The 26,653-nt window shown below is 41.6% G+C and carries 19 protein-coding genes; 10 read left to right on the forward strand and 9 right to left on the reverse strand.

The genetic code is table 11. From position 1 onward, the window contains the following. Positions 1-251: 251 nt before the first annotated feature. Entirely contained in the window at positions 252-602 is a 351-nt protein-coding gene (locus J4N23_RS07865) for a helix-turn-helix domain-containing protein (RefSeq protein ID WP_207424996.1), read from the forward strand. Positions 603-707: 105 nt separating this feature from the next. Here the strand turns inward: J4N23_RS07865 and J4N23_RS07870 are convergent, their stop codons facing one another. From J4N23_RS07870 to J4N23_RS07880, 3 genes are read right to left on the reverse strand one after another with little or no spacing between them, the layout of a single operon-like run. Beyond that, positions 708-1,232, reverse strand: a complete 525-nt coding sequence (locus J4N23_RS07870; protein ID WP_242689027.1) for a DNA-3-methyladenine glycosylase I — start codon at positions 1,230-1,232, stop codon at positions 708-710. Then, the gene (locus tag J4N23_RS20960) at positions 1,136-1,648 is read right to left on the reverse strand and encodes a hypothetical protein (protein WP_242689028.1); all 513 of its coding nucleotides are present in this window, start codon (positions 1,646-1,648) and stop codon (positions 1,136-1,138) included. Before J4N23_RS20960 ends, J4N23_RS07870 begins: the two co-directional genes overlap by 97 nt. 18 nt (positions 1,649-1,666) lie before the next feature. After that, a complete protein-coding gene (locus tag J4N23_RS07880) occupies positions 1,667-2,458 on the reverse strand; it encodes an SDR family oxidoreductase (RefSeq protein ID WP_207424998.1) in 792 nt (263 codons plus the stop codon). Between the two features lie 126 nt (positions 2,459-2,584). On the opposite strand from J4N23_RS07880, the gene J4N23_RS07885 reads away from it, so the two are divergent. The 7 genes from J4N23_RS07885 to J4N23_RS07915 all read left to right on the forward strand — a co-directional run bounded on the left by J4N23_RS07885 (position 2,585) and on the right by J4N23_RS07915 (position 13,987). Further along, the gene (locus J4N23_RS07885; RefSeq protein WP_207424999.1) at positions 2,585-2,944 is read left to right on the forward strand and encodes a helix-turn-helix domain-containing protein; all 360 of its coding nucleotides are present in this window, start codon (positions 2,585-2,587) and stop codon (positions 2,942-2,944) included. Positions 2,945-3,312: 368 nt separating this feature from the next. Then, complete coding sequence (locus J4N23_RS07890) at positions 3,313-4,176, forward strand: helix-turn-helix domain-containing protein (protein WP_207425000.1); 864 nt, start codon at positions 3,313-3,315, stop codon at positions 4,174-4,176. 91 nt (positions 4,177-4,267) lie between these two features. Then, complete coding sequence (locus J4N23_RS07895; protein ID WP_207425001.1) at positions 4,268-5,134, forward strand: nuclear transport factor 2 family protein; 867 nt, start codon at positions 4,268-4,270, stop codon at positions 5,132-5,134. 734 nt (positions 5,135-5,868) lie between these two features. Continuing rightward, positions 5,869-9,147, forward strand: a complete 3,279-nt coding sequence (locus J4N23_RS07900; protein ID WP_207425002.1) for a DEAD/DEAH box helicase — start codon at positions 5,869-5,871, stop codon at positions 9,145-9,147. A gap of 31 nt (positions 9,148-9,178) precedes the next feature. Next, positions 9,179-10,171, forward strand: a complete 993-nt coding sequence (locus tag J4N23_RS07905; protein ID WP_207425003.1) for a ComEC/Rec2 family competence protein — start codon at positions 9,179-9,181, stop codon at positions 10,169-10,171. Next, positions 10,155-12,548, forward strand: a complete 2,394-nt coding sequence (locus tag J4N23_RS07910; protein WP_207425004.1) for a reverse transcriptase domain-containing protein — start codon at positions 10,155-10,157, stop codon at positions 12,546-12,548. The genes J4N23_RS07905 and J4N23_RS07910 overlap by 17 nt, the downstream gene beginning before the upstream one ends. Next, a complete protein-coding gene (locus J4N23_RS07915) occupies positions 12,548-13,987 on the forward strand; it encodes a DNA polymerase (protein ID WP_207425005.1) in 1,440 nt (479 codons plus the stop codon). The genes J4N23_RS07910 and J4N23_RS07915 overlap by 1 nt, the downstream gene beginning before the upstream one ends. A 342-nt stretch (positions 13,988-14,329) precedes the next feature. Here the strand turns inward: J4N23_RS07915 and J4N23_RS07920 are convergent, their stop codons facing one another. Continuing rightward, complete coding sequence (locus J4N23_RS07920) at positions 14,330-14,698, reverse strand: hypothetical protein (RefSeq protein WP_207425014.1); 369 nt, start codon at positions 14,696-14,698, stop codon at positions 14,330-14,332. A gap of 216 nt (positions 14,699-14,914) precedes the next feature. Between J4N23_RS07920 and J4N23_RS07925 the strand changes: the two genes are divergently transcribed. Next, complete coding sequence (locus J4N23_RS07925) at positions 14,915-16,030, forward strand: hypothetical protein (protein ID WP_207425015.1); 1,116 nt, start codon at positions 14,915-14,917, stop codon at positions 16,028-16,030. 103 nt (positions 16,031-16,133) lie between these two features. Here the strand turns inward: J4N23_RS07925 and J4N23_RS07930 are convergent, their stop codons facing one another. The 5 genes from J4N23_RS07930 to J4N23_RS07950 form a co-directional block, all read right to left on the reverse strand. Then, on the reverse strand, positions 16,134-17,936 hold the full coding sequence (locus J4N23_RS07930; protein ID WP_207425016.1) for a metallophosphoesterase: 1,803 nt from the start codon (positions 17,934-17,936) through the stop codon (positions 16,134-16,136). 5 nt (positions 17,937-17,941) lie between these two features. After that, positions 17,942-19,495, reverse strand: coding sequence for a RagB/SusD family nutrient uptake outer membrane protein (locus J4N23_RS07935; protein ID WP_207425017.1), 1,554 nt, complete (start codon positions 19,493-19,495; stop codon positions 17,942-17,944). 13 nt (positions 19,496-19,508) lie between these two features. After that, positions 19,509-22,874, reverse strand: a complete 3,366-nt coding sequence (locus tag J4N23_RS07940) for a SusC/RagA family TonB-linked outer membrane protein (protein WP_242689029.1) — start codon at positions 22,872-22,874, stop codon at positions 19,509-19,511. Between the two features lie 126 nt (positions 22,875-23,000). After that, on the reverse strand, positions 23,001-23,984 hold the full coding sequence (locus J4N23_RS07945; RefSeq protein WP_207425018.1) for a FecR family protein: 984 nt from the start codon (positions 23,982-23,984) through the stop codon (positions 23,001-23,003). Positions 23,985-24,082: 98 nt separating this feature from the next. Continuing rightward, complete coding sequence (locus tag J4N23_RS07950) at positions 24,083-24,652, reverse strand: RNA polymerase sigma factor (RefSeq protein ID WP_207425019.1); 570 nt, start codon at positions 24,650-24,652, stop codon at positions 24,083-24,085. Between the two features lie 600 nt (positions 24,653-25,252). Here J4N23_RS07950 and J4N23_RS07955 point away from each other — a divergent pair. Then, positions 25,253-26,653 carry an RtcB family protein gene (locus J4N23_RS07955; protein ID WP_207425020.1) on the forward strand — a complete coding sequence of 467 codons (1,401 nt, stop codon included), beginning with the start codon at positions 25,253-25,255 and terminating at the stop codon, positions 26,651-26,653.

Below are 26,653 nucleotides of genomic sequence, written 5' to 3' on the forward strand. Positions count from 1 at the left end.
TTATGATATTGGCACTCACAAAATTGTGATAAGGTTTAGGTTAACCCGCGGTCTCATACTGCGGGTTCTTTTTTATCATCGGTAATCATACAGATTTACCACTGTTTCCGTCAAGCTAATAGTAATATTCTGAAAATTTGTAATCCGCTCCAGTATCAAAATGTTCGTACATCTTATGTGCTGAACTTTCAAATTTGATGAACTAGCGCTTTCAATAACCTAATGTGATCCGCTGTCAATTAATGAAACTCATGGAGAACCTAACATTCGAACAATTGCCTGAAGCAATTAGGGTATTGATTGAGAAAGTAAATAATATCGAAGCTCTTTTAACAGACTTGCGCCAAAAGGAAAGCGATGAAGATAAAATCTACACTGTAGCTGAAGCTGCCGCTTTTCTAAACCTTTCTATTCACACTATATATAGTAAAGTATCTCGGCAGGAAATTCCAGTTAATAAACAAGGTAAAAAACTGTACTTCTATAAATCAGAATTGATTCAGTGGATTAGAGCCGGAAAAGTAAAAACCACTGCTGAATTGGAATTGGAAGCAAATGGATTTTTAGAAAAACGAAAAGCGTTAAGATCGTCTAGATATTAGTTGTAGGTCTTTCAACATGGAAGGGCAGGGATTTTAAGTAGTTATTTTGCCCGGAAACAGCTTTAATGGTAAGAACGTTATGTCCGTTACAATTGAGTATTTCATTTACAGTCTTGCCCACATTGGGTTCTGCTTCAAAACTTTTTTGTGTATAATACAACCCTCAGAGTGTGCCCCGGGCAGATAGCCAATACTCATTAAAAACTCGTTCACAATTTCTCCACCTGTAAAGCGAAGTGTTATCCCGAACAGTTTAATCCATTCCTCTTTAGATTTCGGGTGGTGGTACTCTAGCCAATTTGCGAACGAGCCATACTCTTTTTGCAGAACAAGTATTGTCTTTGCGTTTTCTATTGCTGCATTTACTTTCAGTTTGTTGCGTATAATTCCAGCATCAGTCAAAAGCCGTTCCCTGTCCGTTTCTGTGTAAGCAGCGATTTTTTTAATGTTGAAGTTACTGTAGGCATTTCTGAACGAGTGCTCCTTTTTCAAAATCGTTTCCCAACTCAATCCTGCCTGATTGATCTCTAAAATTAACCTGCCAAACAATTCATTGTCATCGTAGATCGGGAAACCATAGTGGTTGTCGTGATAGTTTTTATGCAAAGTCCTTCTTTCTTCGGATTGCATATTTTCAATAGCGGTACAATAGGACATTCTCTATCTAATTCTGGTCGTAAGGTCTTAAAGATAAAAGAAATGGCTAAATCAGCCATTCCCATTAAGCCAGAAATTTTGAGCTTCTGTATCAAGCCTTCAATGATTTCTAAATGATAATTTAACACAATGGGGCTTCCCTCAAAACTTCCTGAAACTTTTGCTTTTAAAATGCTCTCAGTTTCTTTTTCTTCGAAGCTTATTGGTTCCATTGTCGCCCTGTATCGGTTATTGGCATTGTCAATCCAATGTTCTATCTCTTTTCGCCCTATATGCGTCTTGCCTTCATCAAAAACTACCGCACTTTCGGAAAAACAATTTGCGTAAGCAACGCTTTCAAAGTCGTTTTGTGCTTTTACTAAATCTGCTATTACTTTCGGTAAGTTCATTCTTTTATTCCTGAAATATTAAATGGTGGGTACAGTTCCACCGTCAATTATAAAATTTGTTCCTGTTAAGTAGCTGGCTCTTGGTGAAACCAGAAAGCCAACCAATTCTGCTACTTCTTCCGGTTCGGCTGGCCTGCCGTAAGGTATTCCACCCAATGCATCCATAACACTTTGCTGAGCCTCTTCTATAGTACTGTTTGCATTTCTTGCAATCTCGCCCAACCAGGCTTTTGATGCTGTTGTATTTATCCATCCCGGCGAAACAGTGAGCACGCGCACACCTTTCGGCGTAACTTCGTTCGATAAGCTTTTACTGTAATTAATTAATCCTGCTTTTGCAGTAGCATACGGCAAGGTAGAATCGTACAAAGGCAATTTGCCCTGGATGGAAGCAATGTGAATAATCACACCACTCTTGTTATCGATCATTTGCGGTAAAAAGCCTCTGTCAAGTCGAACCGGAGCCAGCAAATTTGCTTGCAGGGTTGACTCCCAATCGCCATCAGTTAAAGCAGCAAAGCCACCAGCAGGTGTTACAGAAGAACCCAAGTTATTTACAAGAATATCCAGTCTCCCATAAGAGGACAGAACTTCACTGATTACTTTTTGTGTTCCTTCTGCTGTACTTAGATCGGAAGGGATAAAGTGCAGACTGCCGGTTTCTTTTTCGGGTGCGTTTCTTGCTGTAATAATAACTGTTGCTCCGGCTTGTAAAAGTCTTTCTGCAATTGCTCTTCCAGCTCCTTTTGTACCTCCTGTTACCAATGCTATCTTGCCTGATAACTCATTGTTGAAATCAAATTGTTCCATTTTGAGAATTATTATAGGCCAAAATTGAGCTATAAAAGCAGGCTCCACAAGTAGGGCATTACGATTCATATAGGGATAAATTATTCCCCTATTGCACAGCTTGGAACATACGTTTAATTTAGCAGGATGTATGAAAGGAAGATACTTCCAAACTTAAATTGTGGGCTTGATCTGATAGGTGAAGTGCTTTACGGCAAATGGAAAATCCGCCTGTTATGGTTTATCAATGAAGGCAATAAACGCCCGAGTGAATTGCAACGCAAAATACCCGATGCCTCTCGCAGGGTTTTAAATATTCAATTGAAAGAATTGGAAGAACATGATCTGATTAAGAAAAAGATCTATCCGGTGGTACCGCCAAAAGTAGAATACAGACTCACTGAATTCGGTAAGACCTTAATTCCAGTCATTGCCGCCATGGGGCAGTGGGCCGATGAACATGAAGTTCATTTACGTGATGTGATTTTGAAGCAGAACCTAGTGTAACTCATTGAATATATCTCTCAAGAATTACCTAATAGTGCTTGAATATTCTTGTTTTCATCGAGGCACAGTTTAAAAGATAACTTCTAGATAAGAATGTGTCATTCTCATTATATCTAAAAAATTCGTTTTATTACATAATCGGTGGTAGGGAAGGCTAGCCAGAAAACGTACTTAGATAGTTCAAGAAGTTGGTCTCAAAAAGGAAAAATACTATTTTTTCTGGACCTACTTCTTGAACCCTCATTTTGATTGCTCTTTTATGAAAATAGGAAGAAATGAGCCAAGCCCAGAAAGTTATGACTTTTTGGCCCTTTAAGTATTCTTGAAAATCACAATTATTTTCAACTTTAAATAATATTAAGCAGAACATGTCAGAGGAAATAGTTAAGTATGAATTTAAACATGGCCTACCCATCGAGTTTGAAATAGTAGATATTACTGAACTATATAGAGATAAGCGGGAGATGATTATTCGACCTCACCGAACTGGTTTCTATCATATTATATGGATTCAAAAGGGAGGTACTACCCATATAATCGACTTTCAATCTGTAACCGCCCCTGCAAATACTATTCTTTTCTTAAATAAGGATATAGTGCAGATGTTTAACCCTGAACCTTTCCAGGGACAAGCAATCTTATTTACCGAGGCTTTTTTTTCAAAATCAGATACAGACATAAAGTTTTTAAAGGAGAATGTTTTATTTAATGATCTGTTCTCCATTTCAAAGTTAGAACTTGATAGTGCTGGGGTGTCTTTTGAAGTGTTATTAACCCTTATGCAGGAGGAAGCTTTGAAAGCCGAAGATGCCTATCAATCCGGAATTCTAAAAAATTTCCTTCATAGCTTTTTGCTACTGGCTGAGCGGGAAAGAAGAAAGAATGGCTTTTTGGAAGTAAAGAAAGGAGCTGACAAAGATTATATTATTCTTTTCCGGGATCTTTTGGAGGGAAATTTCAAACATCAAAAGCAAGTAAACTTCTATGCCTCAAAGCTGAGCGTAACCGAAAAGCGGCTAAATCAGGCAACTTCAAAAATTTTGGGGAAGACCGTTAAACAGGTGATTGATGAGAGAGTGATGTTGGAAGCAAAGCGATTGCTGGCTCATACAACCGATAGCATAAAGGAAGTAGGCTTTACCCTTGGCTTTGAAGAGCCTACAAACTTCATAAAATATTTTAAAAAGCACAATTCCAGTACGCCCTTTGAATTCAGGGAGAACTTCTTATAGTAACTGTCGCAAAAGTATCATTCAAACGGCTGTTTCTACCTTTTCCAGGGCTTCAAGTCTTCCAATCTTTGTAGCAGAAAAAAACAAGGATATGAAATATTTCAAGCAGACTTTATTAACAATAACAGCAGCAATAACATTCAGTTCTTGCTCATCACAGGAAAGAGAAATAATAAAAAAAGAAACAGTCATGAATAAGAAACAACAAGTAGTAGCTTTATTAAAAGCTATTGAAACCGGAGCGGCAGAGCCAGTAGGTGTAATTGATGCAGCTAAATACAAACAACACAACTTAGCAATAGCAGATGGCTTAGCGGGCTTTGGTGCTGCTCTTGCTCAACTACCTAAAGGTTCCGCAAGGGTCAATACCGTAAGGGTATTTGAAGAGGGGAATTTTGTGTTCGCCCACACAGACTATAACTTCTTTGGCCCGAAAATAGGCTTTGACATCTTCCGCTTTGAGGATGGTAAAATTGTAGAGCACTGGGACAATTTACAAGAAAAACCAGTGAACGCAAATCCGAGTGGGCGCACAATGACAGATGGGCCCCAAGAAGCATCTGAACTGGAAAAGACTGAAGCAAATAAAATATTAGTCAGAGCTTTCGTAGATGATATTCTGGTTAATGGAAAAATGGAAAAACTAGCGGGATACTTCAATGGTGATAACTACATTCAGCATAACCCACAAATTGCTGATCAATTGTCAGGCCTAGGACAGGCACTCGGAGAATGGGCTAAACAGGGAATTACGATGAAATATGATACCATTCATAAAGTATTAGGAGAAGGTAACTTTGTGCTGGTAGTAAGTGAAGGTCATTTAGCTGGTAAGCTAACTTCGTTCTACGATTTATTCAGAGTAGAAAAGGGAAAGATCGCGGAACACTGGGATGTGATAGAGCCAATCGCTCCACAAAGTGAATGGAAAAATCAGAACGGCAAATTTGGTTTTTAATTGAACATAATGAAAAACAGTAGAGCCCTTTCAGGGGCTTTACTGTTTTTACTAGCAGGGGAAATATGAAACCTTATAAAGTCTATGATCGAAGAGAATAAAATAAATGCAGTTGCTTTCTAGGACTTGATGTTTAACCAAAATAAGCACTAGCATTAACTCTTGAACTGGGTTATCATCTAATTAAATCAAATTTTTATGGCCTAATTAAACCCTACTTTCTGACTCCCTTTTCCAGAGGAAATAACGAAGGTTCATAAAGTTATCACTTTTTGAACTAATGGACTATACTCACATCCGGAAGAGCCAGATGAGAAGTATTAAAAAGCATATTGAAGAAATTCTATTTAAGATCCGAAAGGCAGAATCTGGGAAGGGATAAAAGCTTAATGGTCCATTTGATCCGTGATAGTTAGCTTGTATAACTAGGTGAATAAAATAAAAAGGGAAGCCTTAAGCTTCCTATCCGTTTCTAGTAACTGATTTTAGAACAATGCTGTGGAGATCAGATGAAGGGATATACTGAAATTTTATTTAGCTTAATTGATAATTAGTAGAGTTGACATCATGTGTAGTAAAAAAAAAATTTCCACAAGCATGAAACAGCCTATCTTTTAAGTTATATTTGAACTACCTGACCATAATTACTTACACCTCCCGTTATTTCAATTAGTTCAGGCCGATGAGTTTCACGATTGCTGCATGATTTTTCATGTGGGCTTATTAATGCTTGAATGATTAGTTTATTTCCTGAAGAAAAGTTCGTTGTTAAGTTTGAATGTTCAAAAGTTATTCCTGTGCATGGTAATAAGATCGAGTATCATGTTGGCACAGAAAAAGGCATACTGAGAAAGTATACGGCTAGTGATTATAGTGGATTTGAATTTTTTTCAGATAATGGTTCCAAGTATTTCATTTCAACAGTAAAATCAAGCATTCCTAATGGATACGATGCTGCCTTCTTTGTTGATACAACTAAATATGATAAACTAACTTACTCTGTTTTAGCTAAATGCTCAAAGAAAGCTGTATATATCAACATCCCCAAGAGTAGCGAAGTAGAGACTTCATGGGAGAACGCCTTCAAGTATAAAAAAGAGACTAGGAGTAAAGATAAATCATCGATATTACAAAAGGGGCTTAGACCCCCACAGTTAGGAGCGTTGCATGCAATTCAAGCGCATTGGAGTATTTCTTCTAAGCCTGCTGTAGTCGTTATGCCAACAGGAACAGGCAAGACTGAGACAATGTTATGTTTAACTGTTGCTGAGAAGCTTACTGGTCTACTAGTAATCGTACCAACGGCATCATTGCGCACACAAATTTTTGATAAATTTAAAACTCTTGGAATATTAAAACAACCAGATACAGAGATCATTTCCTTTGAAGCTAAGGCTCCTTTGGTAGGACATTTAAACACAAAAATTAAATCTGACGAAGATGCTGATCAAATTTTTAAGTCAAATGTTATAGTTTCAACCCCGCAGATTATTACAGGAATTCTTAAAGGACCTTCAAAGATTAAGAGCAAATTTTTACAATGGCTTAAGGTGCTTACTATGGATGAAGCGCATCATAGTCAAGCACAGGAGTGGAATAAAATCAAGCAAAATGTAGAAATTTTAGAGCTCCCTGTTCTTCTCTTTACTGCAACTCCATTTAGAAACGATAAAAAAAGGCTTCAAGGTGAAATAATTTACAATTATCCATTATCACTTGCTCAAAGGGATGGGTACTACAAGAATATAAATTTTCATCACATTTTAGATTTTAATCCTGAAACAGCTGATAAAGCAATTGCGCAGAAAGCAATTGATATTTTGATTAAGGATCGAAAAGTGTATGATCATATACTCATGGCACGTGTTGATCTTAAAGAGCGAGCTCAGATCGTGTTTGATGATATATATAGTAAGTATACAGAGTTCAATCCGATATTAATAGATAGTGATACGCCCGATAAAAAGGCGTTATTGGAAGATATTAAAAAGGGACTTCACAAGATAATTGTGTGTGTTGACATGCTTGGAGAAGGATTTGACTTGCCTCAACTTAAAATTTGTGCATTACATGATCTTCATAAGAACATAACAACGTCCTTTCAATTTTTCGGCAGGTTTACTCGTGACTCAAGCTTAAGGCTGGGTGAAGCATCGATAGTTGCAAATATTGCTGACCCAAACTTGAAGGGTACATTAAACAAGTTGTATCAGAAGGATTCAGACTGGAATACTATTATAAAAAGCTCAAACGAAGAGATAATTGAGTCGATAGTTAAGGAAGAGAATTTTTTTAAAAACTTCTCTCAAGCGGAAATTCCTAATAAAATCCCGTTAAGAAATATAATGCCGGCAATGAGTACGGTTGTATTTCAACTTCATGACTCTAAAATCGAATGGAACCCCAACAAGTACAAAAAGTTGTTTGATAAAGATAAGTATGAAGCAGTCTCAGTAGAACATGAAGAAGAAAAGCTGTTAATAATCATCGTTAAACAGATTGAATCTGTAAAATGGGGAAAAATTGATGATTTATTAAATTGTGCGTACCATTTGTACATCGTATACCTAAACGAAGAACAGAAGTTGTTGTATATCAACAGTTCTAATAATGGAAGTATTCATCGAGAATTAGGCGAACTAGTTGTTGGTGAGAATATATCGTTATTTAATGAGTCTAAAATTTACCGATGTCTGGGAAATATTTTTCAAATAGAACTTTTTAATCTTGGGCTGAAATCGGTACTTGATGGTCCGATTAGTTTTACAATGTACGCCGGAAATGGTATTGTAAATGGATTGGATGAATTAGATAATAAAACTAAATCAAGTTCCAATCTTTTTGGGGTTGGATATGAGGATGGCGAGAAAATAAGTATTGGTTGTTCATCAAAAGGGCGTGTTTGGACTAAGCTTGTAAAAAGTATACCTGATTTTTGCACGTGGTGTGATTTGCTTGGATTAAAGCTTCTCGATGAATCTATAAATACAGATGATATATTCAGCTTCATTCAAAAGCCAGAAGTAATTACAACCTTGCCTATTGACCTTGTCCCTGTCTCAATATCTTGGAATGAGGAACTTTATGCGTATCCGAACTTAGCACTCTACCGAAATATACCAATTGTAGACTATGGTATTTCTCTTGTATCATTTGATGCAAGTATTTTAAACTTCTCAATTCAAATTGATGAGTTAAGAATTGAGTACAGATTGCATTTGATTGATGAAGGCAGAGGCTTTAAATATGAGCTTAAATCTACTATCCCACTATATATAACTCAAGGAGGCGATTTGAAATTATTGGAGGAGGTGTTTTATGAATATCCGCCAATCATTCGATTCCATGATAACTCAAAAATGCACAATAATATACTGCTCAGATTTAAGGGTGATTACGATATTTTTGACGTCAATAATATTATTCCTTACGATTGGAAAGGTGTTAATATTCAGCAAGAGTCTCAGAAGGAAGAAAAACGTCTAAATTCCATTCAATATTTTATTTTATTGCAGTTGAAATCAGATGAAGATTGTAAGATTGTATTTGATGATGACAGCGCTAACGAGGCAAGTGATATAGTTGCAATAAAGTATTGGGCTGATGCTGACTATAAAATTGATGTCAGTTTATATCATTGCAAATTTTCAAGCAAACCGCAAAGTGGAGCAAGGTTAAAAGATATTTATGAAGTAAATGGACAGGCTCAAAGAAGCTTTCATTGGCGACATCAGAGTATCGAGCTTCTTAATCACATGATCCGTCGAGAAAATTTGAGAATTAATCAGGGCAGAAATTCTAGGTTCGAGAAGGGTACGAAAGATGACATTAAACTCTTATTAAGTATGTTATCTACCGGTTATTGCAGGATCAACTTTAATATTTATGTAGTACAACCTGGATTAAGTAGAGAACTATTGATTAATGAACCCGAGCATCTAAAACTTTTGGGAGCGACCGATTTACTGTTAAAGAAGACGGGAAACAATTTTTACATCATTACTGATAAATAGCTCGATCGACAGTAATCAATCAAGTAAAATCATGAAGATAAAATTTTTAAAAGCAGGGACTGGAGACTCCATATTAATTCAGCATAATAACAAAAATATATTAATTGATGGTGGTAATGAACCCAAATTTTTACTATCGCAAGTTTCTCAGATTCGGCAACTTGAAGAAAAGTTAGACTTGCTTATTATTACGCATCATGATGATGATCATATAAGAGGAATTCTTGAACTCTTAAATCTTATTATAGATGAAGATTATGGCAAAGACTTTATCAAAGAAGTCGTTTTTAATTCTCCAAGAAAGATCATGGGAAAAATAAGTAGGGACGATTCAAATAATTTATCCTATAAACAAGCTTTCGAGGTAGAAAATCTTCTAACACGAATAGGTCGTAATTGGAAGACTTCTATTGAGTTTGGTATATGTAGAGAATTTGAGGATCTCAAGCTTACTTTTTTTGGACCTACCACGGAAATCTTAGAGAAATATTCAACTCAGAAAGGTGCATATCTAACTGGAGATTATCGTTGTGATTGGAATTCGCCAATGGCGACTTTGGAAGAGTTTATAGACGATGCAAGCTTGGATACGTCTCTCCCAAATAAAACAAGTGTCGTTGTTCTGATCGAACATGAAAATTCGCGGGTTTTGTTAACTGCAGACTCTACACCTGATCGATTGGAAGACGTTGTAAATACTTTAATTGATCCTAATACTGGAAAAGCTTTTTTTTCTGCTGTAAAATTACCTCATCATGGAAGTTACAGAAGTTTATCAAAAGGAATTCTTGAGAAAATCGATTGTAACAAGTTTATCATAAGCACCAACAGTCAGAAACATTTTCTTCCAAATAAAAGAGCCATTCTGAAGATATTAAAATTCTTGAGAAAAGATACCAAGCCTGTGGAATTACTTTTCAATTATGAGGAGGCTCTAAATGCGTTAAAAATTTCAGATTTAGAGAAAAAGAAATATAAAATCGAATTAATAAAAAACAACGAACCTTATGGAGTCGCTCTCTGAAAAACTGAAAAGTTGCGGCATAAAAATTAAAACTAACATTAGTGGTGTCAACGGTTACGGCTCCGGCGTATTGTATTCTACTCCTAACCGTATTTCTTACAATTATGTTCTTACCGCAAAACATTTATTTCAGGAAGATTCAAATACACCCTATGACAGTCATAAGGTAGGGAAAATCGAACTTGAATACCTGCATGATCATAAATTTCACAGGTTAGATCTTATTAAAAAGTCAGAGGTAAAGGATAGGCTAATTGTGTTTGAGGAAGATTTTGCGGTAATAAAAGTAAGCAAAAACCACAAGTTGTCTTTTAGACAAATTTTTGTGGCGGACGAGCTACAGGTTGAAGATGAAAAATTCTTTTTTTGGGCTGTTTTTTCTGCTAACGAAGGTGAGTTAAGCAAATTTAACTTGGAGAGAAATGATATAACAGCAAAACGTTTCTCTTTACATGCTAATCTTAAAGCAAGTGCCCTACCAGGAATGTCGGGCGCCGGTGTTTTCCTAAATACTAAAAGCGTGCTTTATGGGATAATTTCTAGGTATCCCAATGAAGATTTTCAAAATGAAACCATTGATTGTACCAGAATCAAATTTGCAGATATTAATTTGCAATTAAAATCCTTAGGACTAGTTGAATTAAGTACAGAAAATTCTAGTTTTAAAAGGGAGGTTGGTAGCAATGTTGTAGATATAAATCAAGCTATAATAAATGATGCGTGTTTGAATTTAGAGCTAGCTAGGAGGCGGCTTTCAACGGATATATCAGATGACTGGTTTTACGACCCATTAAAATATATTGATTTACTTAATCAAGATTATCTTTTTGCTCAATTGGAGCCATACTTATCCGGTGTAACGTACGAAGCTTCAGTAGCTGAAAGATTTTACGTACCGAAAAAGCAATTTACATTAAGGCAAAGTTTAAATGTACCATTTATTGATAGAATAATGTATATGGCAGCGGTTGGGGTAATTGCAGAAAAGCTTGATTCAGCTATGATTAACTCAGTCTATTCAGCCCGATATAACAGATTTTCCAAAAACAACTTGATCCTAAATGGAGTAGAGCAATGGAAGAAATTGCAATATCAGTTAGAAGAGACAGTACTACAAAGAAATGTAGATGGAAAATATGATTTTAACTGCGTTATTGAAGTTGATCTGTTGAATTTTTATGACAATATAAGCAAGAAGCTTCTTCATGAAAAAGTTTTACGAGTATGCGAGACTCAAAACGAAAAGAATGCAGCTCTCCTTCTAACCAAAATGTTAAGAAGGTTCAGTAATCAAGATGTCGGACTTCCTCAAAATAGTGATGCATCGTCATTGCTGGCCTCATTTTATCTTAATCAAGTAGATGTATTTATGCAAAGCCATGGCATAGTGTACTACAGATTCATGGACGACATCAGAATTTTTTGCAAAAATAAATTTGAAGCCAGGCGAATACTACAAACTTTCGAATTTGAGTTGAGAAGATGCTATCTGTCTGTTAATTCACAAAAAACAAAAATTATAACGCTTATCGAGGAAAATGAAAAAGGTTGCTCTTCTGACGAGAAATTTAGAAAAGACTTTTTTGTAGAATTTAACTTCGATTTGGCCAAGATTAGCAGATATAGACAATCAGAGAATCAACAGTACCTTAATGAAGCTTTTCATGGAAGTATTAAATTGATAAAGGATAATATAAAGGTTAAAGTAGAGCGTTTCGATGATGCTCAAAAAAGATTAAACTTTGCATTTAATACATTTCGCTTTTTGGCGATAAAAAAGTTCTCTCTTGAAAACGCTGCTTCCGATTTTCTTCCAACCATTTTGAAGGCGACCAAAGCCTTGATTAATAGACCCTGGACCACTACAGAAGTTTGCAAAGTCTTAAATTATATCTCTTCTGATGTTATTGAAACACATTTTATTGATTCTCTAAAAAGAATCGTATTGAAAGTAAGATATAACACTTATGCCTTTCAAACTTATCAAATATGGTTACTCCTTGCTAAACATAAATGTAACCATGCAGATCTCAAAGCCCATGCTATAAGACAGATTGAAAGGAATGACGACACCAATCGCTCCGTAATCGGCGCAATGATTATCTATTTATGTTCGGTAAATCCGGCCTATAGAAGAGTAGTTCTAAGAAAACTGGGCGAAGGTTTCACTCATGGGTATTTTCAAAATAGGATTGCGCTTATTGCTTTGAGACACTTTACTTCAGATCTTTTACCATTTGACAAAATAGAAAGTACCTTAAATAAAGCTCATGCTTTTAGCCATAGGTGGAAAGAAAAGGATCTTGTTTTTGTACAGGGGGCAGAGGAATCGGAAGAGACGGAAGAAAGTGAGGCTGAACAATTATATTCTCTATAATGAAAAGATTTGCGATAATTCTACTTAATAACCAATGGCATGGATTAAATATCGACGACCATTCTGAATCAATTTTGCATCTTCCAGTTTCTCAAGATGTTACCTTAGTTTCGTCCCAAACTGCAGATGTCATTAGATCTATAAAATCGATGCAAGGCATCAAAACTCTGCCTGATATAATTGATCTTGAATCATTTGATAAGCAAATGTCTCAAGAAGGAAAAGAGTTTCGAGCCGATAAAAAATGGAAACTTCTCTCGTTTCTAAAGCACTATAGGGTTGTTGGTCAGGATTTTAAATTAAGCTCTGCTACAATTAAAGAATGCTTGGAAGCTATTGCAAAAGTGTTTCTTCAATTGTACGAAAAGGATACGGAAGAAAAAAATAGGTTCGAGGAGATTGAGAAAAAAATAAATAAAGTTATATACAGAAGGCAGCTTGAAGGGATAAAAATTAACGCACATATAATTTTAGAATTATGCAAGAGTTTAGAGAGGGAAATCTATAGGGCAAAAAACAACTTGCAATTAAAGTATAATATCTATAATCCAGATAGTATTGATCAACAACGGCATTATATAGAAAAATGTGGTTATAATCTCATAAAATCTACAACGTTTACTTTTAAGGCAAGAAGAGGAGATGATGAAGTTTGTAAAATGTTTTACGAAATTTTTCGAAATCAGCAAGATCTTGATAGTTTGCTAATGATGCTATCGCATTGGGGAGGAGAGAATAGAACGAACCCAACTTATCATGGCTTCGGTACAATTACATCTCGGATAACATTAAGAGAACCTGGTCTTCAAAATCTTAGAAAGGCCAATCGGGTGGTTATTGAAGCAGATGAAGGCTATAATTTACTTTATATTGATTATTGTCAATTTGAAGCTGGTATTCTTGCATCAATAAGCAAGGACAATAATTTGATAAACCTTTATAAAAAAGACATTTATAGGGATCTTGCAAGGGAGGTAATTGGTGACGAGACTAAACGAGGAGACGCCAAAATCATTTTCTACAGATATATCTATGGTGACAATTCATTAAGTGAACATGCGAAGGCTTATTTTCACAGATTCAAGAAGCTTGAAGTTTTTCGAGATAAGGTATATAATTCGATTCACAGCAGCAGTCGAATCGGAACAACCAAAGGAAACTACAGATATCGAAAGAACGATGAATATACTTGGGCATTAAGTCACTTAATCCAAGGTACAGCATCATTGATTTATAAGCAGGCTGTATTACGTGTTGCGGAAGATGTTCAGGGCGCTGATTTATTAATTCCCATGCATGATGGCACCCTTTACCAAGTAGCTACTGGTTCCTATATCAATGTTAAGGAACAGATTGAACAGATTTACAAGGATGAATTTAAGAAGATTTGCCCAGAAATAGATGTTTTAGTAAAGTGTGATGAACGTTTTCATGTATAGCAAATCTTAAATGCTTCTCCCGTACTTCTTTTAATGTACGACCATTTGATCGTTTTAATCAGATACTAAGAAACTACACGCTTCATTTTTGTATGCAGTAGCAAAATATTTTCAGGTTGGACAAGATTTTGCATTGTCAGATAGATAAAACTAAATACTAGAATCTAAATGTTATTTGAAATAATTACCTTTGTAACACGCTGAAAATAACAGTATTAATGGATTCTGTTTTTCTGTTTCATATTTGTATCTCTTGATATACATCTAGCTGACTATCAATAGTGTTTTACTTTCTGTATCGGCAAATAAAGGACAGGAACAGATCACTCTCTCCGCCGGTTCTTATTTCAGTTTAGATCCCTGCGATATAAGCTGAGGGGAGCGGGTACTTTTTTTGTACTGGAACGCCGAATAGAGATTAAGATTGCTTTTAAGCAGCTCTTCATTCGAAATCTTCCTTTTGCTGACCTCATAACTTTTTACAGAACAGGTTAAAACAAGCGGTTCTTTCGACATCCCCCGTACACGGTACCTTAAGCAATAGCCCGTGTCTTCAAGCGAGGCGATGACGTTATTCTTAGTGCTGGTTATAAAAACGAGGGTATCACTGCGACCATTCATATAGGTGACGGCAACTTTATACTCTCTCTTTTTAAAACTCATTGTAATAGCGGCCAATGCCAGCAGGGCGTAGGGAAGAAGCGTTTTCATAGATTTCAGAAGTAGATAAAGGGAGAACAGATTGATAAATAAAATGTTTCTATAGTTAAAAACTTTTTTGGAAGGTATTTTCTCAGTTCTTGTTTTTTTAGTTTTTACTTTAGTCAATTGATTTAAACTGCTCCTGGCTATATCCAGGGGAAAAAGGAATGGTTTATTCGATTCTAGTTTTCCATCCCTCAACAACTAATTATATCTTGGATTTATATGAAAAAACAGTTCAGCCATTGCAAGTACCTCCTAAGCTATGCTATACTGCTTGTTAGCTTTTTTCCTGCTTTTTCGCAGAAGAGCCAGGACATGCGCGGAAGTATGTTGTCGCCAAGAAAATCTAAACAAACGCTCCAGCTAATTTCAGCCGAGAAAGGCCCGGTGATTAAAGCCGATCATCCCGACGTTCTCGCTACCCATAACCGTTCTGGCTTTGAAACCGGACAGGTAGTGAAGCTGAAGGGAGTGTACCATATGTTCGTAAACGAAATGTTTGAGCGGCCCCATCGCGACCTTCGAATTTCGCATTGGACAAGCCCCGACGCCCGGAACTGGAAACGGCAGTCGACAGTAGTCAACAGCGTACCTGGTCGTACCCATACAAATCCGCGTGCCGAAGTCTGGGTGACAGGTGTGGTGTTTAATGAGGAGGAGAATGCCTGGAATATCTTCTATGTCGCTTACCGGGGAGGAGACGAAAGTAAGGGTGAAATCCCGGGAAGTGATTATCAGGGACGGATTTGGCGGGCTAAATCAACAATAGCCGGAATTGACGGAATCGCTGGTCCCTATGCAGATATGGGAATCGTACTGGAGCCAGATGCAAATTCCCAGGCCTGGGAAGGGCAACAGGCAGTAGCCTGCTTTAACCCCTATAAAGTTGGCAACACGTGGTACTCACCCTACGACGGGCACAATTACATCCCCATGACAGGCTGGCCCACAGGACTTGCCTTCGCGAGTAGTCTGTCCGGTCCATGGACCCGTATGCCGGAAGGCTTTAATCCGCTTCCACTAGCTGAAGTGTTTACCGAAAATGAAGTAGTCAGCCGTTTGAAGGATGGTCGTTACCTGATGATCTATGATTCGATGGGGGACCACGAAATCGGCTATAGTTTATCCGAAGATGGAATTCATTGGACGAAGGAAACCAGAGTAAAGATTCAGAATCAGCGTAATTTATGGGCGGAGCCCGGCGATCACTACACTCGCACTCCGCTTTGTGCGATTGAGGAAGACGATGGTACCTTCACGGTAGTGTATACCGCGATGATGAAAGTGGATGGAAGAAACTTTTACGCCGTTGGTAAATGCGTGCTTGGCTGGAAATAACTAAATCGAAGAAGAACTTTTACTGGCAGATGAGAAGGAGTGGAGCAGATTTGGAAAAAACTAATGAAGGCTGTCTCACGACAGCCTTTATTAGTCCAACTTATCATTCGCTTTTGAAGAAAGCGCTTCTGATAGGATAAGGAAGGTTGAGGATCGCTGCTTTTGTGGAGCCTGCTTTCAGTTGTTTCCCGGAGGCAGAATAAACAGTGCCACTCGCCGGACGGTATACCGCAGGCTCTATACGGCCATTGCCAAAGTAATCTCCCGGCACTGGGATGTCTCCCGGTTTGCCTAGCTTGACCGCTGTTTTGGCATTATAAAAAAGCCATTCCCCTGAAGAGGGGCGGTAGACAGCGATCTCGCTTTTTCCGTCTCCGTTGTAATCTCCCGGCACAGGGATGTCTCCGTCTTGCCCGAAAGGAACATTACCCAGATCCGCGATGTACCATACGTGGTTCGAATAGCGGAAGACTGCCAGTTCTGCTTTTCCGTCTCCATCATAATCAGCGGGAACAGGCAAAGATTCCTTCCAGCCATGCTTCCTGGGTTCCTGGCCTTTAATGTACCAGGTAGCATTTGAAGGACGCCATACGGCAAGATCCGCAACACCATCGCCGGTATAATCTGCCGGAAGCGGAACGTCTCCTGCTTCTCCTAAAGGCTGGTCGGCGAGGCCCTTAATCCGAAACACTTGTTCAGCAGGGGAGTAGACTGCCAGTTCTGCTCTGCCACTTCCCAGGTAGTCGGCGGGAACAGGAATGTCACCTTCTTTCCCAAAGTTTACTTTATCACCACCGATGTGCCAGGTACCCGCCTGATAGAACGCTATCTCCGATTTGCCATCATTATTAAAATCGTAGATCCTCGAAGCGGAAGATTCGCGCAACCAGGGCTTCACGAACTCACTGTCGCCGTCCCGTTCGTAGGTGCCCAAGTCCGGGGAGAGTGTCTGGACACTAATCAGATCTTTTTCAGGAGAAAACTTCATCAGTCGCATCAAACCGTTGCCACCCCTCGGCCGGCTCTGATAGTCGGCAAGGAAAGTTTTGACCGTTTTGCCTGCATAGGTGTCCTGCCGGTAGCCTTCACCGTTATCCCCGACATGTCCGCAAAGCATCATAAACAAGTTCGGTTTCGTTTTAAGGCGGTCATACAGCCTCTTACCCTGCTTGCCGAACTGTGCTTCTCCTCCCAGATTCGTTCCGGGAACTTTATTAAAACCAATAATGTAATGACTCACGACGATTGCCTTCCTGTCGGAGTACTTATCCAGCAAGCCTGCGGCCCAGTTGTTCATATTTTCCTGGTCCTCGTCAAACGCATCATACTCAATATAGATGACGATGAAGTCTGAACCTCCTGCCGAGAAGAGGTCGTAGTGACTGTCGTTGTCATTTTTATAGTTTCCGCCATACCAGGGCCGGTTCTTGAAATGCTCCACACCAAAATACTTATTGAAGTAATAGGTGTTACCGGTTACAGCGAACTGGCTCGGCGACTGGTCGTGGTTTCCTACGGCCAGACCGTAAGGAATCCCGTAGGGCAGGCCGGGCTGTGGTTTTTCCAGGCGGTACAGTGCTTTCACCGCGTTATCCCATTGCTCCGGCTTGCTATCTCCGTCGTCTACAATGTCTCCCACGTGAATCACATAGACGATGTTTTCTTTCTCCCGGTTCTTAACAATCCAGTCAGTTTGGGCAGTAAAAAGTGCATTGGAGCCGCCCTGGCTTTCTTTGGTATTGTACTGAGTGTCCGGAATCACTGCTATAGAGAATTCCTTTTTTTCCTTAGCTGTGTCAGCTACCTTTTTTGGCGGCGTAGTTTGTCCGTAGACTGCTACCACTGCAAGAAGACTAAGGCAGCTTAAAGGGAATTTAAGCTGCTGGTTCAGTTTGTTCAAAATCATTTTCACTAGTTGTATCCTTTGTTTTGAGTTAATGCAGGGTTTACCTCACGCTCCGACTGTGGAATAGGGAACAAGAGCCTTTCGGCTGTCACATTGTAGGTGTCAGCGCCGAGGTAAGGGAACTTGCTCTTCATTTGCTCGCCATAGGTTGTCATTACCTCTATGGCCTTACCGGTCCTTACCAGGTCATGCCACCGGTGATTTTCAAATGCCAGCTCCACCCTGCGTTCGCGAGCAATAATGTCACGCAATTCAGCAGGGTCAGTAGTGGTGATAGGAGACACACCGGCACCAAATGCCCGGTCACGCACCTGATTGAGGTAGGGCAGTGCCTGAGGCGACAATCCCTGTTCATTGAGGGCCTCGGCCAACATTAGGAGTGCATCCGCATACCTGTAGATGGGCCAGTTGTCGTTGGTATTGTTGGCGATGCTATGCGGGTTCAGGTACTTCTTGATATAAGGAACACCAATTTTTCCCGCGGCCGGGCTATAGTTTTCAATGCTTTTGTTTGCAGAGATAGAAAAGATATTGCTGGCATTGTAGGTGCCCTCTGCAATACCGATAGAAGCGGCCTTCCGCTTGTCGCCTTCTTCATAAGCATTAATCAAATCTTCTGTAGGCGTGTTCCAGCCCCCTGTGCCGCTGTTGTTAGTGGCAACGCCGGTAATGATGGAAGTATTGAGACTTCTCGGAAGAAATGAATAGATAAAGGTGCTCTGCTGATCGCCCTGGGCACCAGCCATATACTGAACTTCAAAGATCGACTCCCTGCTGTTTTTGTTCGCCGTCGAGAAAACAGCGGCATAGTCGGGTAGGAGCTGGTAGCCCATCCCCGGAAGGGTTCTAAGCAGCTTCTCCGCTTCATCATAGTCCTTCAGGGTCATGTAGACCTCTGCAAGGAGCATTGTGGCTGCCCCCTTCGTAGCCTGTCCCGTTTGAGGAAACTTGGGTACATCGAGTTTCAGGATTGCATCGTTAGCATCTTCAATGATCTGGCTATACACTTTTTCAACATGGCTCCTTGTTAGGAAGGCATCTTCAGCTGTGCTAACTTCCTTCAGGTACAACGGTACTTCCCCAAAGTAGCGGACGAGCTTGAAGTAATTGAAAGCCCGAAGGAATTTTGCTTGTCCTTCAATTTCGTTTTTAGCCTTCTCTTCCAGCGTCGCCGTCGCTAGTCTTCCAAGCACAATATTCGCTCTCGAAATACCTTTGTAGCAGTGGAAGTAGACTGCATTGCTGTAGGCATTGTTGGGATCGTCGGTAAAATCGGCAATAGTTTCCCTGAAAAGGTAAGCGGTGCCCCGGTTGATCTCATAAAATTCGTAATGCGTATTGTCAGAGCGCATTTCCCCAGTAAAAAAGTCGTTGACCAGCAGGTCGCGCAGGGGAGTATAGGCTGCTGTAACGGCTTGTCTGAACTGTTCCTCCGTGCGAAAGAAGCTTTCGCTGGATTGCTGATCTTCCGGCGCGAGGTCAATAAAGGATTCTTTACAGGAACTTCCCGCCAGGGCTAGCATCAGCAGAAGTCCGTATGTTGATTTCGATAGTTTCATTTGTCTGTGTCGTTTATCTGAATGTTGTGTTGATACCTAAAGAAAAAGTACGGGGAACAGGGTACGCATTCTCGTCGATCCCCAGACCCTTTGACGGGTCCATTCCTCCCACATTTACTTCCGGATTCATGCCCGAATAGTTGCTGATAGTGAAAGCCTGTTGCACGGAGGCATAAATGCGAAGGTTGCTCAGCGTCTTACTATTCTTTAGAGGCACGGTATAGCCCAGGGAGATATTTTTGGCAGTCAGGTAGGAGACATCCTCGATCCACTGGGTGTTTACACTGCGACCGAGACCGGTAGTGCCCGACATGGTGCGCGGATAAACACCCGAACCAGGATTCTCCGGCGACCTCCACCGGTCCTTCGTAGCAGCCAGCATCATGCGGGCACCGTCGAGGTTAGCCAGGTAGGCCCATTTTCCTGGGTTCATAATTTTTCCTCCAACAGATCCCGCCATGGCGATATTTAAGTCGAAATTTTTGTATCGGAAGTCGTTGAAGAAACCGAAGTTGAAATCTGGGGTGGGGTTTCCAATGAAGGTACGGTCGTCGTTGGTGATAAAGCCATCTCCGTTCACGTCCTTCATTTTGACGGTACCTACTGCCGATTTCAGACCGGAGATCTGCAACTTCGGAGAATTGGCCAGATCCTGCTCGTCTTTATACAAACCCTCGAAAACGAAGCCGTAGAATTCGCCTAGCGAGCGACCTTCCTGGTGGCGGTAATAGTCGGAGGAAGTAGTGTTGTTCCGGCGAAGGAAGCCAGGATTTACGAGTGATTTAATCCGGTTGCGGTCGAAAGACATGTTGAAACTGCTGTTCCACTTGAGCTTTCCGGTGAGGTTTACCGTATTCAGACTAAGCTCATGTCCCCATAGCTCAAGCACTCCAACGTTAGATTTAATGGTGGTAAATCCGGAAGCGCGGGGAATCGGCATGTCCATGATCAACCCGTCTGATATCTTATCATAATAATCGTAGGTAAATGATACGCGATTATCCAGAATGCTTAAGTCTGCTCCGATATTAAACTGTTTGTTCCGCTCCCAGGCAAGATCCACGTTGCCCAGGTTACTGATGGAAATGCCAGGAGTTAGTTGATTTCCAAATACATAATTATAGCTACCTGTATTAGGAATAAAGGTATAATTTCCAATGCTGTTATTACCTGTGATACCGTAGCTGGCGCGAAGTTTCAGGAGGTCCAGCTTGGTAAACCTATCCATGAACGGCTCTTCACTCAATACCCAGCCCGCGGCTACGGAAGGGAAGTAGCCATATTTCCGGTTACTGCCAAATCGGGAAGAACCGTCGCGGCGAACGGCGCCTGATAGAAGATACTTTCTTTTGAAATTATAGTTCAGTCGGGCGATCTGTGAGATAAGGGAATAATGGGTGGTATTGCTGCTACCCTCACTGATCGCTGTCGCTGCCGAGATCCATTCCACATCATCATTTGGAAAATTGGTACCCGTTACGGAGTTACTTTCCTGATCGAACTTTTGGGCAGAATAGCCAACCAGCGCCTCCACATGGTGGTAATCAAAAAAGGTTTTATTGTAATGCAGATTAGCCTCTGCTGTCCAGGAGTAATTGTCAACTGCACTGCTTAATCCACTGGCGATACCATTTGCCACAATGGTGGAAGGCACAAAGCGGTTCCGGGTTTCTGCCCCCTTGTCAACCGCGAAATTGGTTTTCAGGCTCAAGCCTTTCAGAAACTCGTAGTTGAGGTAGGCATTTCCCAGGATCCGGGTCGTCTTGTAGTCGTCCTTCGTCTGTAAAAATTGGGCGTAAGGATTCAGATTTGTCACCATGCCCGGCGAGTTAACGTAAAGCGGCATGGTACCATCAGGGTTTACTGGGGAAATCAATGGACTAGCTTCTACGACTTTCTCCATCAGACCATTCAGGCCATCGGTGCTCAGTCGGTTATTATGATCTATCCGGTAACTTGGCGCGATATTAAATCCAAGCTTTATCCGGTCGTTATTCAAACGAAGATCCTGGTTGAGACGAAGCGAAAAGAGCTGGGTTCCGGTGTTTAACACGACTCCCTGGTGATTCAAATAGCCTGCAATGATGGTAGAGCTGGAACGCTCTCTCGCCGAGGATACGATCAGGTCATACTTTTGAATAGGATTCGTTTCGGTGAGGGTGTTGAACCAGTTGGTTCCTTCGCCGTAGCGTTCCGGATTCTGATACACGGGATCCAGCGTCCCTTTGTAGTTTTCGTATTTTACTCTGTCTTCATAATACTCGTTTTGAAATTCGGCGAACTCGCGTGCCGTCATCATTTTCGGTATTCTGCCTTCCGGGATTTTTTGGATCCCATAAAAACTGTTGAACTCTACTTTCGATTCCCCCGCTTTCGCGTGCCTGGTAGTGATCAATATGACACCGTTTGCTGCCCTTGATCCGTAGAGCGCGGTTGATGAGGCATCCTTCAGGACGGTGAAAGATTCAATTTCTGCCGGATTGATATTGTTGATACTTCCGGTCACCGGTATTCCGTCAATTACTACCAGTGGCTGGTTGTCCGCAAAAAGTGAGGCAGCTCCCCGTATCCGGAATTCGATGCCTCTTCCGGGCTGGCCACTGTATTGGTTGATCTGGACCCCTGCAATTCGTCCCTGTAGTTGTTGGGCAAACTGACCTACCGGCTGGTCCTGAAGGTCCTCGGCATCTACCTGGGCTATAGCTCCTGTGATTTCAGCTCTGCGCTGCTGCCCGTAGCTGACCACCACTTCTTTCAATTGCGCCATCGCTTTAAGGCTGACATTCAACTCCTGATCGCTGCCTTCAGCAACGGTAACAGGGTATTCACGACTCTGGTAGCCGATATAGCTTACTACTAGCGTATAGTTTCCCGGCTCGAGTGAGAGCACATAGGTACCTTGCATATTGGTCATGGTACCTTTGTTGGTCCCTTTTACACGGACACTGGCACCAGGTAGGCTCTCGCCGGATTCGTCCGTTACGGAGCCCCTTATGCTGCCGGGCTGTGCCTTGCGTCGCACATAGATATTTTCGCCCGACTGACGGTAGCTTATCGGCATCTCGCGGGAAAGCAGGTCCAAGATTTGTTTTAACGACTGCTCATTTCTGGGCAGGGTGAAGGGGAGTGGTCGCTCTCCACCCAAATCCCGGGAGTTGTACATGATCATAAAGCCGGATTTCTGCTGTAGCTCCTGCAACAGTTCGTCCAACGTTCCCGGGCGGTTTTCCAAACGCAGCCTGACCTGGTTCAACTGCTGCGCCCGGGTTTTATTAGCCATTAATGAACCACTCAATACTGCTATGACTGTGAAGACTAAAAGCGAGAATTTCATGATGGGTATGGTATGGTAAAAGAGTTTTTTTAAGTGTTTTTTCATACATTTAACTGTTTTTAATTATTGAAAGAGATTAAAGACCTGCTGCCCGGAGCTGGGCCAATAGCTCGGGCAGCTTTGTTTAAAAGCGTTATCTTACATATACTGTCCTCCTTTGGCTGATCCTGGTTAATGACTTATAAAAACTTTCCTGTTATCGATGCGGTAGTGGAAGGAGTTGATGTCCCGGAGCGATTCCAGCACTTCGCGCAAAGGCTTATCCCGGTAGGCTGCGGTGAACAATTGTTTTCCCGAACGCGTTCCCTGAAATATTACCTCAACGTCGTACCAGTTTTCAATTTTTGATTTGATTTCCGTCCAGGTCGCGTCCTTAAATACGAGGAGGTTATCCTTCCAGGCAGTATAATTGCTTACATCTGCCGTGTTTTTGCTAAAGCCACCGTCTTTGCGACGGTAGTTAAGGCGATATCCCCTGGTAACGGTGTCAATCACTCGGCGGTTCCCCTGACTTTCGGAAACGAGCACCCTGCCGGTACTTACACAAAGCACGAAATCTTCCTCTCTGCTGCCGGCGGAAATATTGAAGGAAGTACCTAATACCCGCGTATCGATACCAGCTGAATGGACTACGAAAGGCCGCTGCTTATCGTGCTTTACTTCAAAGAATGCTTCGCCCTTGTCCAGGTATACCTCCCTGATTTTGTCAAACGTTTTACTGTAGCGAATGCTGCTACGCCCGTTCAGCCAGATGGTACTGCTGTCCGGCAGCGTTATTTTAGCTTTTTGTCCCGCAGGTACGTGCAGCTCCGTAAAGACCGGCACCTCGCGGGTTTTCCCGTGCTTTTTACCCGTTTTTAAATATTCGTAGGAACCATAGAATAAGAGGGCGAAGCCAAGAAGGGCAGCTGCCTTGAATAAGAATGGCAGGACTTTGATCAACCTGCCGGAACTCTTCACCGGCTCAGGATCTATCCTCTTTTCAATACTGCGATAGATGTCAGTGCGGATATGCTCCCTTTGCTGATCAGAAAGCACAGGTGGAACTTTAGCGCCTGTTCTTCGGAACCATCCCTCGATAAACTCGAGTTCTTCCTGACTTGCCGTTCCGGAAAGGTATTTATCGAAGAGCCGGAGCAGTTGTTTATCATTCATGCTTATTGTTGTATATAAGCATGAGGAAAGTTATGAAGGAAAGTACCGGTCCGACCTGGTTATGAAAATATTAAGAAATTGTTTCTTTAATGGGCGACCTACTGCATGAGGAACAGCAGGCCCAGCATAGCTTCGCTCGCCGCCGTCCTAAGACGTTTTTTTGCAAGTCCGAGCTGGTTCTTCACGGTTTGGCTGGAAAGGTTTAGCTGAGCGGCGATTTCCTGAATACTTAGCTCCTGCTCTTTATTAAGCCTGTATATTTCCCTTTGACGGTCGGGTAGGTTTTCTATTTCCCGGTCGAGAATACTGACGAGTTCTTTGTAAGCAGCATGATCGTCGGGAAGTACGAAGGAAGGGAGAACGTATTCGTGGTAGTGTGTGATTTTTTCCTGCAACCTTAAGGCATGGCTGATTTTCCGGATGGTTTCATGCTTCACCATCGTCAGGAGGTAGGCTCGGATATTTTCTACGCTTTCCAGCTGTTCTTTTTTCAACCACGCCGTTACAAATATTTCCTGCACTACATCTTTTGCCTCGTCGGTATCTTTTAATCGACTGATAGCAAACTGGTAAAGAAACTCCCAATTCCGGTTGTAGAACTCACTGAACGCTTCCTTATCGCCACTGATGATCCCTGCAATTAAATCCCTTGTATCTAAGCTCTCCATTCGTTGATCGAATTGCAGCAAAGGTAGCAGGGGAGTGTTAGCTCAATGTTAAGGACAGGGAAATACGGCGTTTTTGCTGACGCAGACGGACTCTTTGCTGCCTGTGTGTCGCTGGGAGAACTGTAGCATGTCCTTTATTTTATTGACCACCAATGTCTCTCTTGTCGGCTTAGAAAAAACATTTCTTCGGAAAAGAAAATCTTTCTATCTTTGCCTCAATTCCTGTACGTCTTAATACCTGGAGTTATGAATCACACTATTCACATATAGCCCTTTCGCCTTCAGCTTTTAGCTGAATCCATCATTTATTGTATTTCGATCAAATGTTGCTTGAGTTGTAATGCCAGGCATTGCGGAAAGGTATATTCCCGTCCTTGGGGAATGAATCAACTTTACTATTTCAAAATATTTACTTATTGATTGATCGCTGAAATGCTCAGTGATCAGGGATTGAACTAAGGGTGAGCTGAATTCGCCGGCGTCTGAAGTCCCAGGTGACGCTGCTGTTTCTGCTATAGATAACGCTCGTGCTGCTGGACCTCACGCTTTATTCCTACTGCTTTTCCTCGTTTCGATCCAGTTACACAAAAAAACAAAGACATGGGCAACCATTTAAAAACAAAATACTTAACCCAATTGGGTTATACCAATAATCAGTTGAGGAGCCTGGTAGTGAACATTTTTACCAGGCATTTTAAGCACAGCGGTGTGGAGGAGCAATGGGACTTGCTGGCTCGGATAAAGGAAGAGCCCGAGGCCTTTATCGCCGATCCACTGACGAGTAAAATTGCGATGGCCTTTACAGCTAAGCCGCAGGCGAAGAAGCTGGCCTATGATCTTCTGGAAGAGCATGCGCCTCTGAAAGTCTACGGCGGCAAGGAAATCGAGGAACAGGCTTTGAAACAAATGAAGCTGGCCACTTCCTTGCCCGTCAGCGTGCAGGCTGCGCTTCTGCCCGATGCACATAGCGGCTACGGTTTACCTATAGGCGGGGTACTTGCTACTGAAAACGTCGTCATACCTTACGGCGTGGGCATGGACATCGGCTGTCGTATGGCCCTTTCCATCCTGGATGCTGGCGAACTGTATCTGAAGCGATACGACTATAAGTTAAAGCAGGCACTTCGCGACTTTACCCACTTTGGGATGGAGGGGGGACTAGCTTTCCGGCAAGAACACGAAGTGCTGGACAGCCCGCTGTTCAAAACCAGTTCACTGCTCAAGCCTTTGCATGCTAAAGCAGTAAGGCAGCTGGGAAGTTCCGGCAGCGGCAATCACTTTGTGGAGTTCGGGGAGATCTCTTTGCACGGGGAAAATAGTCTGGGGCTTGAACCGAAGAAATACCTTGCCCTGCTTTCCCATTCAGGAAGCCGTGGCTTAGGTGCGGCTATTACGATGCACTTCACAAAAATCGCCATGGACACCTGTAAACTTCCAAGGCAGGCGCAGCAGCTAGCCTGGCTCGATCTGCAGACCGAGGCAGGACAAGCCTACTGGCAACACATGAATTTTGCGGGAGAGTACGCCCAAGCTTGCCACGACCGTATCCACGCCAACCTGCTTCGATCGCTGGGGCTGGAAACACTGGCTCGTGTAGAGAACCACCACAACTTCGCCTGGAAAGATACGCTGCCTGATGGACGGGAGGTAATCATCCATAGGAAGGGGGCCACCCCCGCCCATGCCGGAGAACTGGGTATTATTCCCGGGAGTATGTGTACACCTGCTTATCTGGTGCGGGGCTCGGGCCGGCACAGCTCTCTGTTTTCTGCTTCACATGGAGCAGGAAGAGCAATGAGCAGGCAAAAGGCAAAGAATAGCATGACTCCCTCGGCCTTGAAGAAGATGTTGCTGAAAGCGGGAGTAGAGCTGATCGGGGGAAGCGTGGAGGAAAACCCGTCAGCCTACAAGGATATTGACAACGTAATGCGCGCTCAAAGGGACCTCGTAACCATCGAGGGTAGCTTTCAACCCCGCCTAGTACGGATGAACAAGGAGTAG

Source organism: Pedobacter sp. SYSU D00535, from assembly GCF_017355855.1.
In the GTDB taxonomy this organism is placed as follows: Bacteria; Bacteroidota; Bacteroidia; order Sphingobacteriales; family Sphingobacteriaceae; genus Desertivirga.